12 protein-coding genes and 1 pseudogene are annotated in these 14,493 nt (G+C 44.0%); 3 read left to right on the top strand and 10 right to left on the bottom strand.

What is annotated here, in order from left to right:
• Window positions 1-107: 107 nt before the first annotated feature.
• The 7 genes from LCF57_RS19010 to LCF57_RS18980 form a co-directional block, all read right to left on the bottom strand.
• Window positions 108-1,409, bottom strand: coding sequence for a hemolysin family protein (locus tag LCF57_RS19010; protein ID WP_226002106.1), 1,302 nt, complete (start codon window positions 1,407-1,409; stop codon window positions 108-110).
• Between the two features lie 389 nt (window positions 1,410-1,798).
• The gene (gerQ, locus tag LCF57_RS19005; RefSeq protein ID WP_226002105.1) at window positions 1,799-2,254 is read right to left on the bottom strand and encodes a spore coat protein GerQ; all 456 of its coding nucleotides are present in this window, start codon (window positions 2,252-2,254) and stop codon (window positions 1,799-1,801) included.
• Window positions 2,255-2,307: 53 nt separating this feature from the next.
• Window positions 2,308-2,730 (bottom strand): cell wall hydrolase, encoded by a 423-nt coding sequence (locus LCF57_RS19000; RefSeq protein ID WP_226002104.1) that lies wholly within the window; start codon window positions 2,728-2,730, stop codon window positions 2,308-2,310.
• A 129-nt stretch (window positions 2,731-2,859) separates the two neighbouring features.
• Window positions 2,860-3,609 carry an SDR family NAD(P)-dependent oxidoreductase gene (locus LCF57_RS18995; protein WP_226002103.1) on the bottom strand — a complete coding sequence of 250 codons (750 nt, stop codon included), beginning with the start codon at window positions 3,607-3,609 and terminating at the stop codon, window positions 2,860-2,862.
• A gap of 132 nt (window positions 3,610-3,741) precedes the next feature.
• Window positions 3,742-4,137, bottom strand: coding sequence for a DUF2500 domain-containing protein (locus LCF57_RS18990; protein WP_226002102.1), 396 nt, complete (start codon window positions 4,135-4,137; stop codon window positions 3,742-3,744).
• A 569-nt stretch (window positions 4,138-4,706) separates the two neighbouring features.
• Window positions 4,707-5,957, bottom strand: a complete 1,251-nt coding sequence (locus LCF57_RS18985) for a YCF48-related protein (protein ID WP_226002101.1) — start codon at window positions 5,955-5,957, stop codon at window positions 4,707-4,709.
• A gap of 165 nt (window positions 5,958-6,122) precedes the next feature.
• The gene (locus tag LCF57_RS18980; protein ID WP_226002100.1) at window positions 6,123-7,514 is read right to left on the bottom strand and encodes an amino acid permease; all 1,392 of its coding nucleotides are present in this window, start codon (window positions 7,512-7,514) and stop codon (window positions 6,123-6,125) included.
• A gap of 232 nt (window positions 7,515-7,746) precedes the next feature.
• Here LCF57_RS18980 and LCF57_RS18975 point away from each other — a divergent pair, with 232 nt between their 5' ends.
• Window positions 7,747-8,676: an L-lactate dehydrogenase gene (locus LCF57_RS18975; RefSeq protein WP_226002099.1), complete on the top strand. Its 930-nt coding sequence runs from the start codon at window positions 7,747-7,749 to the stop codon at window positions 8,674-8,676.
• A gap of 120 nt (window positions 8,677-8,796) precedes the next feature.
• Here LCF57_RS18975 and LCF57_RS18970 read toward each other — a convergent pair whose 3' ends face one another.
• Window positions 8,797-9,900 carry a DUF3900 domain-containing protein gene (locus LCF57_RS18970; RefSeq protein ID WP_226002098.1) on the bottom strand — a complete coding sequence of 368 codons (1,104 nt, stop codon included), beginning with the start codon at window positions 9,898-9,900 and terminating at the stop codon, window positions 8,797-8,799.
• Window positions 9,901-10,206: 306 nt separating this feature from the next.
• On the opposite strand from LCF57_RS18970, the gene LCF57_RS18965 reads away from it, so the two are divergent.
• Window positions 10,207-11,424: an MFS transporter gene (locus LCF57_RS18965; protein ID WP_226002097.1), complete on the top strand. Its 1,218-nt coding sequence runs from the start codon at window positions 10,207-10,209 to the stop codon at window positions 11,422-11,424.
• Window positions 11,425-11,948: 524 nt separating this feature from the next.
• Here the strand turns inward: LCF57_RS18965 and LCF57_RS28255 are convergent.
• Window positions 11,949-12,011 carry a MerR family transcriptional regulator gene (locus tag LCF57_RS28255; protein ID WP_413232206.1) on the bottom strand — a complete coding sequence of 21 codons (63 nt, stop codon included), beginning with the start codon at window positions 12,009-12,011 and terminating at the stop codon, window positions 11,949-11,951.
• A 2-nt stretch (window positions 12,012-12,013) separates the two neighbouring features.
• Between LCF57_RS28255 and LCF57_RS18955 the strand changes: the two are divergent.
• A pseudogene (locus LCF57_RS18955) lies at window positions 12,014-12,661 on the top strand (aldo/keto reductase); the annotation flags it as partial.
• Window positions 12,662-13,951: 1,290 nt separating this feature from the next.
• On the opposite strand, the gene LCF57_RS18950 reads toward LCF57_RS18955, so the two are convergent.
• On the bottom strand, window positions 13,952-14,317 hold the full coding sequence (locus tag LCF57_RS18950) for a cupin domain-containing protein (protein ID WP_226002184.1): 366 nt from the start codon (window positions 14,315-14,317) through the stop codon (window positions 13,952-13,954).
• Window positions 14,318-14,493 lie beyond the last annotated feature (176 nt).

Below are 14,493 nucleotides of genomic sequence, written 5' to 3'. Positions count from 1 at the left end.
GGTTGACAATAACACAAACATCATATCAATTCATTTCCTTTCTGTAAAGAAGAGAAAATAAAAAGCGACCCCATATCGTTCAAGGTCGCTTGCAAGGTTTTATTCCATTATGAGACTCCTGCTTCCTCCACGATGATGGGCTGCTTTATGAGCCGAATACGTGAAATCCGCTTGTTTTCAACCTCTTCTACAACGAACATACACCCTTCAAACACAACAGACTGACCTGGCTGTGGAGGAATAACCTCAACATGTGAGTATAGCCAGCCCCCTACCGTATCATAATCCTCATGATCAAGTTCCAGTCCGAAGCGATCGTTCACTTCATCAATTAATAACATACCGTCAATGGAAAATTCCTCGTCATTAATCTGCTCACAACCAGGACGTTCCTGATCGAATTCATCCTGAATTTCACCTACGATTTCTTCCATAATGTCTTCCAGCGTCACCATACCCGATGTCCCGCCATATTCATCAATCAGAATCGCAATTTGCGTTTTGCTACGCTGCATGCGCTTAAGCAAGTCACTAATTTGTGTAGATTCAGGAACAGCCAGAATCGGTCGAATCATCGTACGGGTATCCAGTGTGTTGGCCCGCAGAAGGTCCTTAATGTGGATAAAGCCAATGATATGGTCCTTATCTTCGGCGCAGATTGGATAACGGGTTCTCATGCTTTCCGTCGCAATCCTGAGATTTTCTTCTCTGGACTCATTGCTGTACAAACAGATCATCTCGGTACGCGGAATCATAATTTCCCTGGCGGTCGTATCGGTAAAATCAAATATATTATCAACAAGCGCCAATTCCGTATTGTCAATTAGTCCGCTCTTATTGCTTTCTTTCATCAGAATGCGTATTTCATCTCCGGTATGCGCGGAATCGTCATATTCCGATACCGGTTCCATACGGAATAAACGCAACAGGCTGTTCGCCATACCATTCAACACCCAGATAAATGGATACATGAGCTTGTAAAACCAAGTCATCAGCATGGCTGAATACAGCGTAATGGTTTCAGATTTACGAATGGCTATCGTTTTGGGCGCCAACTCACCCAACACAATATGCAAAATCGTAATGACAATAAATGCAATGACCACGGCAGTTCCGTGCACATACACCGCTCCCAATCCAGCGGCGGTAAATACAGGTTCGATCAAATGTGCGATGGCCGGCTCTCCGATCCATCCCAGTCCCAATGATGCCAGTGTAATGCCCAATTGACAGGCCGACAAATAGGCATCCAAATTGTGTAACATTTTCGCAGCGTACTTGGCCTTTTTATTGCCCGCCTCCACCAACGTTTCAATACGGCTGCCTCTGACCTTGACCATGGCAAATTCCGCAGATACAAAAAAACCATTCAATAATACTAATGCAAAAACAATAATCAAGTTAAACATACTCGGTAAAGGGTCACTCAATATGCTCCCCATCAGCCGTCATTACGGCAGACAGGCGCACCTCCTTCGGATAATTTCATCATAGACAGAACGATAACACATCATAAGCAGCATCAACTTCCCAACACGTTCACTCCTTCCTGCTTCTAAAAGCATTTTTCCGCATGATTAATTATATTTTCATCAGCTTATATTCAATTATATAACTATACTCTATACAGTCAAACCACAAGCAATGTTATAAAAATTAGTTTCCCCTGTCATTTAGGTCAAAAAGCTTCATTTTTCGCCTCTTACCACAAAGGAAGCAACTATATTTGAGAAAGATTATAAACAAAATACATCCCCTGCCTTCAGGCAGAGGATGCAGACTAATCTATATAAAGGCATCAGCGAACCGGGGATACGCCCGGGCTCCCGATGACGCCGGGATATTGATACACCAAAGGCTCATCAAAAGTAGCATAATCCAGGTTTACCATAAGTAGAACGGTCCGCTTGCCCGTAGCCGGATCACTGATAATAATGTGGTCACGACCTGCTGCTTCCAGCGTACCTTTGAATATTTTCGCGTTCCATTCCCGGTTATTTTCATAGGTCATATAAAAGGTTCCTATTTTACCCAAGTTCAAGCGTAAAATATTTTCAATGTATGATTGCTCAAATTGCGGAGTCTGAACCTGCACCACTGCACCAGTCGGCGTCATGGCGCTACCACTGCTTACTTGTGGCGGATAACCAGTCATTGGCTGCATGGTTCCGACCGGAGTCATCCCTCTTGGCCATTCAGGATACCCGTTACCGAAAGGATAAGAAACAGGACGATACGCTTGCTGTGAAATCATGTAAATTCCTCCTAAAGTGGTTTTAAACCATTCAAAAATCATGTTGAAGCGCTCTAAAAGACGGCAGGGCAATCCTGTACAGTCGGGGCAAAGAAGCAATGCGCTTTAAAACGCCCGGTGTTAGTCTGGTTATACCAGGTACCCGGACACTCTCCGGAAGGTCTGAAAAACCACAATGCATTCGAAGCCGGACGTATTTTTTCCCCATTAATGACACGCCGGGCAAGACGAATTTCACGGTCACGGGCTCTTTGATAAAAGTACCCCTTTTGGGTAGCTTCAAATCCGCCAGGACTTTGAAAGACCATGTCATTCATGAGGCGAATTCCCCGAAAATCCAGACAATTGCCCAAAATCCGATTTACTCCAACATTGCCGACCATGAGCATCCCCTGCTCTCCTTCTCCTTCGGCCTCTGCCCGCATAAGTCGGGCGAGTGTCCTTACATCCTCCGAGTTGACATTAATAACAGCCAATGTGTTCCCTCCTTGCTGCTGCTCAATTATATACCTTATCGTATGGTACAAATGCCCAATGGGTGACAGCTCCAATACAATCAAATAAAAAAAATAGTCCCGATTTGGGGACTACGTATTCAATCAATCTTATGGTTCGTAAATCATTTTGCGCGTCATGCCACCGTCTACCACCAGATTCGTACCTGTTACAAAATCATTGCCAGATTGGGTCAAATACAGACAGGCCCGTGCGATGTCTTGAGGAGTTCCCACACGTCCGGACGGATGCTGCTGATGGTCTTCTGCACGCAATTGCTCGTAATTCCCAGTTTCAATCCACCCTGGACTGATGCAATTGACCTGAATCCCATCCTTTCCTAGCGATATGGCCATCGCGTGTGTAAGGGCAGCAATGGCTCCTTTGGACGCTGCGTAGGCTTCTGTATCCGGCTCCGACATAAAAGCCCGTGTAGAGGTCATATTGACCACCGAACCCCCCTCCGGGTTTCGTTTCATCACCTTAGCCGCTTCCCGTGTCGCAATAAAACAACTGCGTACGTTGGTATTCAAAATATTATCCCATTCTGCTACCGTTAACTCATACGGGGACTTCCATTTGGACACACCTGCATTGTTGATCAGTGTATGAATAGTACCGTACTCTTCCTCCGTGGTACGAATGAGCGTTACAATATCTTCTTCCTTTCGCACATCACAAGGAATAAAAATGGCCTGATATCCTTCATTACGTGCCGCTGCAGCGGCTGCGGCGCCCTCTTCTTCATTATGGTCTGCAAATACGACTTTGGCACCCTCAGCAGCGTAGGTGAAAGCGACCTCTCTCCCAATTCCATGCGCCGCTCCTGTTACAATAACAACTTGTCCTTCAAATGACACGACTCATTCCTCCCTCTAAACTCTTCACTAGTATATATGTACCAAAATATGCTGTACAAGAAACACTCACAGCCCCCTACCCTGTTGCATCGCAGAAGGCCGTAAATGATCAAATGAGGGAATAGGCTGTGATCACATTTTAACCTGTTCCAAGCTATAGCGATTAAGACGTTGAAATCCGATGTATCGTGTCCCCTGAAAGGTAAGCCGTCCTTCATCTCCTTCGGCACATTGTCCATATTCTTCTCCGGTTACCTTAAACTCCATCCGGTCGCCGCTTTCCACCTCGAAGGTTAAATAATAGAAAGTATAGGTTCGAGTCCCTTGCTCCTCCTGCCGCCTCTGCTGGAGATGTGTCCTTCTGGCCGTAATTCGGGAACCGACTGTCAATACAGGCTGCCTTTTATTTCGGTTCCATTCCACGACTTCTTTGCCCGCAGACAACACAACAATACCCAACACGACTACGAAAAATACGGGCAGTACCGTACCCAGCCAATCGAACATCCATAATGACTCAAATCCCATGCACCGCACTCCTCTCCGCCAGGCATTCCATAGGGGAACCGCCGGGCATCCTCACATGACCTAAGCTTTCCATAGTAGTATATGTAGGTTCCTGCCCAAATTTGATAGCAACCCTTAAGAACGCCAAGAGCCTCCACGGAATGATCCGGGAGGCTCAAAATATGGCGATATCAGAATGGTACATCGATTTACACATGTACAAGCTGGAGATAACGTTGCGTTTCATCTAGAACTTCACAATCTTCAGCTTCAGCGTAACGCTCTGCACACTGCTTACAGTCCTCTTCAGTCGTACAACCATAGGCATCTTGGCAAGTGTAACAAAATTGAAGGTAGTACTGTGTTAACATATGATCCTGATTCGCTCTCATGATTATCACTCCTATCGTTGTTTACAGGTTTAGTATAACAGCGCCGTAGTCGTTACCTTGTGATTTTTTTCACATAATGTCATATAAAATTTAAATTTTTTAAAAATAAAACGCCCCACACCTTTTTCCTAAGTCTGCATGTCTTATGAGAACCTGCAAAGTTAGAAAAAAAGCCTAGGGCAATCACCTTTGTAAAAGTTATAGAATTCTCCAGTTTGCGCCGCCGTCCGTCGTTTTCAGCAACAGTGATTTCTTATCATCCAGACGCTCCAAAAGCAGCCAGCCTACCGATGATGAAGCAAAACGGAGCTTGACCGATCGAGGGTAATCTTTTAGCTTCGAAGGCAGTACTTTGTTGCCTGTGAGACTTGCCCACGTCTTTCCCCCATCCAACGTGCGGCTCATTCCAGTTTGACTTATAATCCAGCCTTCTTTTTCGTTTAGAAAAGTACGACCTGGGATGATAGACTTACTTTTGCTGCTCAGACCCAAAGACACAGCGTTCCATTGTGTACCTGCATCAGCAGTAAACAGCCCGCTATATTTTGTGCCGTTATCCCCATAGCAAAGAACTGGAATCCAATACGAGGAGCTACTTCCCTGAAGAGACTGCTGAGCTTCTGCTTGGGCCTGCGGGCAACCCTGCATTTTGTTAACTGCCGGAGTCCAGGTTTTCCCTTGATTCAAAGTCCTGTACAGCTTAACACTGCTATCCAGATTGATTGCAACAAAACCCTGATTGCCGGAAGAAAAACTCATCCCCGCCACACTGCCCTGATCGGGCAGCCCAGAGCCTGATTCACTGGACGTCATGCCGGAACTCTGTACGACCTTTTTCCAGGTGGCTCCTCCGTCAGTGGTGTGATACAGCAATTTTTGCTGATTCTGCTTATTCAGGTTTACATAAGCCATTATCCAGCCTGTAGACGGATTCACATATTGAATCGAACTCACATAGTCCCCGCTCGGTAGTGCTGACACATCCCAGCTCTGTCCACCATCAGCCGTTCGGAGAATAACGGTTGCTGTTTTGTCCAAACTCTGACGAACAACCCAACCGTGGCGGGAATCAGTGAAGCTAATATCCTTACCATATTCAAGCTTGTCTTGAAATTGGACATTTTCGGAAGGAGAAATATTATTCCAGGTCTTTCCTCCATCATGCGTATAGTAAAGCCGAAGCTCATTACGGGTAACTCCCCAAACCAAACCTTTATTGTTATCGATCAAATGAAAATCTGCTATTCGCGTCTGTACTACGTATTTGGCGTTTGGATCGCCCACCTTTGGAGTTAACGGTGAATTAATCGTCATCGTCTGTCCCTGGTCATCTGGTTCTTCTACCGGGGGTTTGGTTACAGTTTTTGGGGCTTCGGAAGAGCAGGCAGTAAACAGAATGCCAGTCAGCAGCACTACTCCTACCATGAGCGCACGCCAGCGCAGTTTCATATATAAAAATCCTCCCTCGATGGCATGCGGTAATCCCGTGCCAATAGCTTATCTGAAACAGAATTATAACATAAACGACCTTATGTGACACTTTTCGCGCTTATGACAAAAAAAGCCGGATCTGCACATAAGTGCAGAATGTCGGCTTTTTCCATACGAATTTGATCAAGATTTACGATTCAACAAACTTTTGTGATATCCATAAAAGAAATAAATCAACAGCCCGAGCAGGAGCCACACGAGGAATCCGATCCACGTGCTAATATGAAGCTGAAGCATCAGACCGATGCACACGAGAGCACTCAAAATTGGAATCAACGGAACCCATGGCACGACGAATCCTCTTTTTAAATCCGGCCGTTTCTTACGAAGAACGATGACTCCAAGTGATACCACCGCAAAAGCGAACAGGGTTCCAATACTTGTAAGATTGGTTAGTGCATGTAACGGAAACAAACCACTGGCCAAGGCGATAATGCTGCCGACCAGCCAAGTGCTTCGGATCGGTGTTTGAGTTTTGACATTTACTTTGGACAAAAATAGCGGTAAAAGCCCATCACGTGACATGGAGAAAATTAACCGTGTCTGACCATACAGCAGCACCAATAGAACGGTAGTCATCCCTGCAATCGCGCCGACTGAAATCAATCCAGCGACAAAGTCCTGATGAATAAAGCGTAGGGCAAACGCAACAGGATCACTTACCCCCAGTTGCGTATAAGGCACCATTCCTGTTAATACGATCGAAACCGCTATATACAGTACCGTACAGATCGCTAATGAGGAAATAATGCCGATTGGCATGGTACGCTGCGGATTGCGTACCTCTTCGGCTGCGGTTGAGATGGCATCGAAGCCCAGATACGCAAAAAACACGATGGCTGCTGCACTTAGAACACCGGAAAATCCATAAGGCAAAAATGGCGTCCAGTTGGCAGGTTTAACATAAAAGATTCCTATCCCGATAAATAGGAGTACAACTCCGACTTTGACACAAACCATTATAAAATTAAATCGAACGGTCTCCCTCGCCCCGAGACTCAGCAATAGCGTAATTAACATAATAATGCACACGGCAGGCAGATCAATAATGGTCCCCTTGGTCGAATCGTAGGCTGCGGTTAGAGCTAGAGGCAGATGTATATCGAATCCTGCTAATAGACCTTGAAAATACGCAGACCAGCCACTGCTCACAGAGGCGGCCGCCACTCCGTATTCCAGAATCAAGTCCCAGCCCAGCACCCAGGCCAGAATCTCTCCAAATACAATATAACTATATGCATAAGCACTGCCCGCTGCGGGAACTGTAGATGAAAGCTCCGCATAGCACAAGGCTGCCAGCACACAGGCAATCCCTGCAATTACAAATGAAAGCATCAATCCGGGACCTGCATTTTCTGCTGCTGCTTTACCAGTAATAACAAATATCCCGGTACCGATGATACAACCTACACCTAGCATCGTAAGGTCAAAGGCGCTCATCGTTCTCTTTAAGCGTCCTGTCGATCCGCTTTCCTCATGCGGGAGTAGTCCTGTTTTTTTTCGAAATAAGTCCATATCATAATCCTCTTTCCCTAATTTCATACGTCAATATCGTTGCTGTAACGCTTTAGTGCATGTTCCCAGCATTCGATTAATTATTAGCGAGTCCAGCTTTGAAGTCAAGGAGAAATGTCATATTTTTTTGCATTGAGGTACACATATACGTTACACTGAGTTGGAAAGCTAAATTTTAAATGATTATTCTAAAATGAAAAGGTATACAACCCGAGAAGGAGATGAGGATTTTATGAGCTTAAAACCTTACAAACGAAGCAGAGTAGCCATTGTCGGCATGGGAGCGGTCGGTACAACGACCGGTTATACTCTACTACTGCGCCAACGCATGTCAGAACTTGTCTTTATTGATGTCAACGTCAAAAAGGCGAAGGGGGAAATGCTCGATATGAATCATGGGCTTCCTTTTCTCGGTGGTGTCAAAGTGTGGGCCGGTGATTATGAAGATTGCCGTGATGCGGACATCATTATCGTTACAGCGGGTGCTTCACAAAAGCCGGGAGAAACGCGTATTGATCTGCTCAAGCGTAATGCTGAAATTTTTGAGAGCATTATTGATAATATCGTTAAGGTGAACACACACGGTATATTGCTGATTGCAACCAATCCGGTAGACATTCTCTCCTACATCTCCTGGAAACGCAGCGGTTGGCCTTCAAGCAGAGTCATCGGCTCGGGTACGCTATTGGACAGTGCACGCTTCCGGTATTTGATTGGTAAGCAAAAAGGTATAGATCCACGAAGTATCCATGCTCATATTATTGGTGAACATGGTGATTCTGAGCTGCCTGTATGGAGTACAGCCAACGTTGCGGGAACTCCACTGGAGCTGGAAGAAGACACGAAAAATGAAATTTTCGAAAGTACCAAAAATGCAGCCTATGAAATTATAGATGCCAAAGGCGCAACGTCTTACGCCATCGGGCTGGCTCTGGATCGCATCGTAGCTGCCATCCTCGGCGACGAAGGGTCTGTACTTAATGTGTCCACCTTGCTGGAAGATTATAACGGAGTATCTGACGTATATTTGGGTGTCCCAAGTATCGTGGATCACAACGGGGTACGTGAAATTTTGGATCTTCCTCTTAATGATGAGGAACGTGCAAGACTGCTTCAATCGGCGGACAAGTTAAAAGATCAAATCAGTAAAGTGCATCTGTAAATCAGGCAAAATAAAAGCTAAACAAAAACTGGCCTCCACAGCGGATACATCCGTTTTGAGAGGCCAGTTTTTTGATCATTTTATATAAGAGTTCAATTGGTTTCACACATGGTAATCGAATTACCAAGGCGGAGTATCGCCATCTGCTGCCTCAGCTTCTTGTCGGCGTTTGTCTTTCAATCGCTCAGCCACCGTTTCAAATGATTCAGGTTGAAGCAGCTCTATCGGTGAAAAGCCCTTTTCAAACGTAAATGCGTCACCTTCAATGATCAGCGCATATCTGTCATGCAGCTTCGTGATATGCAGCTTGGTCCCAAAGTCGGACAGCAGCCCGCGCACAACCGTATCATCCAGCTTGAAGCGAACTTCAATTTCCGGTTTCAGCTCTACAATGTGCTGTGCAGCCTCTGCGACCCGCAAAGGTTCCCATTTCCCTTGCAAATCCCGCTTTTCACTGGCCGCCCAAAGCTCCAGTTCACGCTCTTCCTGCTGTCTTTCCTCATTAGAAGCATCTGGCCATTTGGTTTCTACATAGTTCTGAACGAAACCCATGACATGCTCATTGACGATTTCCGGCATGGATTGCTCATAAGTCACAAATTTCAGAAAATCCTCAAAATAGCGGGCATGGGAGGACTGATGAATTTTAAGCTCCCATTCATCGTTCATGCCCTCCTCCAGCATGTAAGGATACATGATCGATTTCATATTACGCGCTGAAATGGCCATTTCGACTTCACTAACCAGGCTGCTTTCCGTTATCCGGGCAATTTTGGGTTCAAAGTCGCATTTGAGCACAAAAATAAACGGATCATCCGAGTGTGTATTTAAGGTAGCCTGTACAACGATCAACGCTCCACCGCGTACCGCGCTTGTATCCAGATACATTCGCACCAGATCGTCGCATGCATTTTTAAAATCATCCTTATTCTCTGCCGCTCGGAGCCGAGCGAACATATTGAAATTCGGATTACTGCTCAGATCATGCTCTGGCTCAACGATAAAACGGCCGATTTTGGTTGGGGCCTGTTCAGTGCTTGGGTTTTTCTCGACCTTCCGTTTACTGATACGGGCAAATTCCCCATCGAGAAATTTTTTAACATCGCTTTCATCATAATCATAGTCATCCATCGTAGCGTAATGCTTGTAGGACTTACCGCCTTGTCCTTCCTTTCCGTCTACCTGGATTACAAAAAAAGATAAAAAGTCCACTTGAAAGTTCATTTACGTTCCATACGCTCCTTTTCAGGCATGTACGCGTAATTATATCACTATGGATTTAAAAGGTACATCCAATTCAACTCCTGATCGTTAAGGTACACATATAAGTTTACATAATATTTATTATGTATTTTTATTGAATATAATTCTGCACCATTCTATCTCTTAATTCAAAAAACAGTTGACTAAATAATAGTTAATTTATTATATTATCTATTGTTATATAGACAAAAATATATTTTGTTTATATAAATCGAAAATTATCCTTAGGGGAGTCACACCCTAAAATCAGGAAAGGAGAGTTTATTGTTGTTAAAAAATCCATATATAAGGACCATCATCGCCTCCAATGCGCTGCTAAATTTGGGCATCTGGGTGCGGAACTTTGCCATACTGTTGTATGTAACTGATCTGACTCATAATGACCCCATATACGTGTCGCTCATTTCGGTTGCTGAATTTGCGCCTATCTTTCTGTTTGCCATCATTGGAGGTACGTTTGCGGACCGTTGGCGGCCTAAACGGACCATGGTTAGTTGCGATCTGCTGTCGGCCGCGTCTATTTTTATCGTGTTGCTGGCATTGTGGCACGGGTCATGGCAGGTGCTTTTGCTGTCTACTTTCTTTTCGGCCATTCTATCTCAATTTTCTCAGCCGTCTGCGATGAAGATATTTAAGCAGCATGTAGCACCAGAACAGCTTCAGGGAGTGATGGCCCTTTTTCAGTCTCTTATGGCGTTATTTATGGTTATCGGCCCTGTTATCGGTACATTTATTTATCAACACTTTGGAATTTTCGTTTCATTGTCTATAACAGGAATATTGTTTCTCATCTCGGCGCTTGTTCTGACCCGTATTCCACAAGATGAACAAGCGCTTGAGATAGATGATCAACCAACTCATTTCATTCAAGAGCTTAAAGAAGGGATACGTTATGTATGGAATAACCGTACACTTCGCACGCTTGGGGGAACATTTACCGTAATTGGGCTGGCGGTCGGGCTTATTCAACCATTAATGGTTTTTATCGCCATCGAGAACCTTGGACAAAACAAGGAATTTCTGCAATGGCCGTTAATGGCGAACGGAGCGGCTATGCTGGTGGGAGGCGGCCTGATTATGGGGGTTGCCAAAAAAGTACAGCCACAATTGCTGCTGGTGACCGGACTTTTGGTCAGCACACTGGCAACCTTTGGAGTCGGATGGTCGCACAATATTGTGCTAACAATGGCATTACAAGTATTCAGCGGTCTATTTTATCCTTGCATCCATATCGGTATCAACACGATGATGATGAAAAATGCCGAAGCTGCTTTTATCGGCCGCGTCGGTGGTGCCCTCTCTCCCTTGTTCTCTGGGATGATGGTCGTCGGCATGAGTATCGGCGGAACACTCAAAAGCGAATCCTCCCTGAACACCGTATATACCGTGAGCGCCGGCTTGTTTTTAGTCGGAGCGATGCTGTTGTTACCATTGCTTCGTAACAGGCAGCCTATACAAACTGTCATAGCCGATGATTCTGAATAACAGCACAAGAAACCGCCCCTGGAGATATGATCTGCCATTCTCCAGGAGCGGTTTCTTTATGTTTGCATCATGATTTCATACGGCCTATGACTCTCTTCCCTCATGCTGTCTTTTCCACAAGCGTGCATACAGGCCGTTGTCAGCCAACAGCTTATCATGTCGCCCCTGCTCTACCACTATGCCTTTATCCGATACAACGATGCGGTCCGCGTTTCTTATTGTTTTGAGTCGATGGGCAAGCTACTTTTGCCAAATCGAATATTATTCGCAATGGTATCCTGAAACAATAGAAGAAATAAACAATTATACAATCAGCAAACAGCAAATGCTTTCAACAAGTGCCTTTTCTCACCTGCAGTCACAAAACCAGGTAAAAGACAATCTAACCCAACCAAGCCACTCCATTTTCTTTATTTGAACTTGACGCATTTTAAAATAAGAAATTTTATATTAATGGGCAATTCATATTATCTTTTTCCCATTTTGCGGGATTTGTATTATCTAAGATCAGATCATTAACAATGTTACAGCCCCTTATCTGTATAAAAGCGAATGGTATGTTCTGTAAGGTCGAGTAGTTTAGCCACTTCTTTTACTGTATACAAAACTTTGGATTCAGGATGCTGGTTATGAAAGTGCAAAAAAAGCATTTCCAAAATCATTGGAACAACTTCAACTTGATTATTTGGATCTGTATTTAATTCATCAGCCGATTGGGGATATATACGGTTCTTGGCGTGCGATGCAGGAACTGTATCAGGAAGGAAAGATCAGAGCAATTGGTGTAAGTAACTTCCAGATGGATCGTCTAGTGGATTTAATCATCCATAATGAAGTGATTCCTGTGGTAAACCAAGTCGAAACGCACCCTTTCTGCCAACAAATCGAAAGTGCTGCAATTATGAAAGAGAACAATGTCCAGATCGAGTCCTGGGCGCCTTTTGCAGAAGGAAGAAACAACATATTTCAGAATGAAATCTTAGTATCTATAGCTGAAAAGCATAATAAAACCGTAGCCCAGGTAATTTTGCGTTGGTTAACACAAAGAGGAATTGTTGTAATTCTAAAGTCAGTTCATAAAGAACGGATCATTGAAAACTTCAATATTTTCATTTTTGAATTAAACCTAGAGGATATGAAGTTAATAACGACGTTAGACACGAAAATGAGCTTGTTCTTTTCAAATACCGATCCTGAAACTGTGAAATGGCTCAACAATTTGAAAATTGATAACTAATGCTCTAATGGAGTAAATCCCAACAACAGAAGCTCTGTTTAGGGTAGGGTGGTAAAAATTAATAAATCAGCACGTTAATAAGGACATCAGCGAGAAAATCCGTGCATGACCGAGACCCGCACGAACGAATCGTGCGGGTCTCCTTCCGTTTCGACACCGTGATCAGTTGCTAAAGTAGTGACCCTGTTCCATATCCGCGATTAACCCGGGATGAACAGGTTGCCAACCAACGCATTTCTGGGTGAGTGCATTCGACGTCGGGTTGTCTACCGACGCTTACGAACGCCAGCCAAAGTGGGCGACGTCACGGAATGGCACACCTTCTATCGCCGACTCCATGCAACCCCGATCCCGCGGGGGCTTATTTCACCACCTGCCGGAACAAACGCGCCGCATCTAAGCAATGCACAGCCGGCCAGCAGTTTCCTGGAAATGGTCTTGGCCGATTAAACCTGTCGCATAGGGAATAACCGCTTCTTTGTTTTAACAGTCCTGAGGAATTAAATAGCTCAGTCACATTCACAACATTAATAGGCTGTACTCTTTCTCTCAACAAATACAACGCGAAACGTAAGGCTGTTTGATCATGGGCATGATCTTGCAACACCAAATTGACTATAGTTTCCCGTTAGTTCAATCAATCGACTTATTGATGCGAAATAAGTACTGATAAAGGAGAATTAATCTTACGGAACCTATCCATTTATCTCATAGTAAATTTTACATCAAAAAAGGTTTATAGTTGTTTTCCTTTAGTTTCAAACGTAAAACAGCGACCAGAATATCTGCTGGTGAATCTCCAAACTTTGAAAATCCATTTTTAGTTATAATGTCATTACCTTTTTATTATCCTTATTGGCATCAACTTTTTTTATCTCAAAATCGTTTATCGAAGAAACTTCGAAATGGTTTTCTTTTCAGAATCATCCCAGTTGGGGGTCGCCATGTTTAGCGGTTGTTTTAAAATAATGAATGAAGTAAAGCTAAGATTTCATCAAATGAACCGTTAACCAACTTCATAAATGGCAGCTTGAAAAGCAACTTTAGACCATAGTATACACCCAATCTATATTTTCGTATAAAGTTAACTTGATTTGCAGGAGTGATAATGAAATATTACATATATACCTATCTACTTTGTGGGTGGTGTCAGCTTCACGGGTACTACCCCTTATTCAGCATAACTGCCCATTAGTTGAGAAACGGTAGCCGATTCGGCTGCCGTCGTGTCTGTATTATGCTATAGTTACCCGTTACTTTAACGATGTAATCTAACTGAAGCTAAATGCATTAGATCCAAATATCATTGACTGCTGTTAATTCTGACTCAGTCTCGCCAGTGTTTACTACGCCCCTGGGCTCTACCAACATGATATGACACTCCTGGTTAGCGAAAGTTTTGTGTTCGACACCCCTTGGTACAATAAACATCTCTCCTTGGGAAATCTTTACTTGGCCATCGCGGAAATCGATGAACATCTCCCCTTCGAGCACGATAAACACCTCGTCGGTATCTTGATGATCGTGCCATACAAAATCCCCATCTATCTTGACCAATTTAAATTGATAGTCATTCATTTCACCTATGACTTTCGGAGACCAATGTTCATTGAACTTAGATAATTTCTCATTCAGATTAATAGCTTGGTAATTAATATTAATCCCTCCTTTTTCTTGTTCAAAATACCATATTATTGACTTGGTTCGTTGTTAACTATCCTGCCCTTTAGTTGAATCAATAGGCATTAATTTTTAACCCTTAGTAGCCCCATACTGTTCGATATGACAATCAATGCCGCACCCGTAATCACTAATCACTGTAATCCATAATG

The sequence above is a fragment of the Paenibacillus sp. BJ-4 genome (genome assembly GCF_020404765.1).
Classification (GTDB): domain Bacteria; phylum Bacillota; class Bacilli; order Paenibacillales; family Paenibacillaceae; genus Paenibacillus.
Note: the sequence above shows the minus strand (reverse complement) of the source record. Positions and strands in the feature narration are given on the sequence as shown.